The organism is Actinomadura sp. SCN-SB (assembly GCF_043906805.1).
Classification (GTDB): domain Bacteria; phylum Actinomycetota; class Actinomycetes; order Streptosporangiales; family Streptosporangiaceae; genus Spirillospora.
In genome coordinates, this window is record NZ_JBIMPP010000215.1 from 1 (window position 1) to 296 (window position 296).

Consider the following 296-nt stretch of genomic DNA (forward strand, 5'->3'; position numbering starts at 1 on the left):
CTAGATCGTTGATGGGAAATGTTGGTGCTGGTCAGTGGTCGTAGGCGATCAGGGAGCGCTTGACGGGTGCGCCGATGAGCCAGTTGTGCCAGATCGCGGCGTTGAGGGCGCAGATGCGCTGGCAGACGCGTGCCCAGAGCCCTTCGGTGGTGCGGGCGGCGTGGCGTTCCAGGCCGAGCTGGTTCTTCAGCGTCCAGATCACCGCCTCGATGCGCTGGCGCAGCCAGCCGGGGAACACCGCGACCGGCGGGTCGGGCTCGTCGGCGCGGACGGGACGGATCAGGACATGGCCCAGG

At 68.2% G+C, this 296-nt stretch carries 1 pseudogene; it reads right to left on the reverse strand.

Going from position 1 to position 296, the window contains the following annotated elements:
* Nucleotides 1-31 precede the first annotated feature (31 nt).
* Nucleotides 32-296 (reverse strand): annotated as a pseudogene (locus tag ACGWYJ_RS39100) (hypothetical protein); the annotation flags it as partial.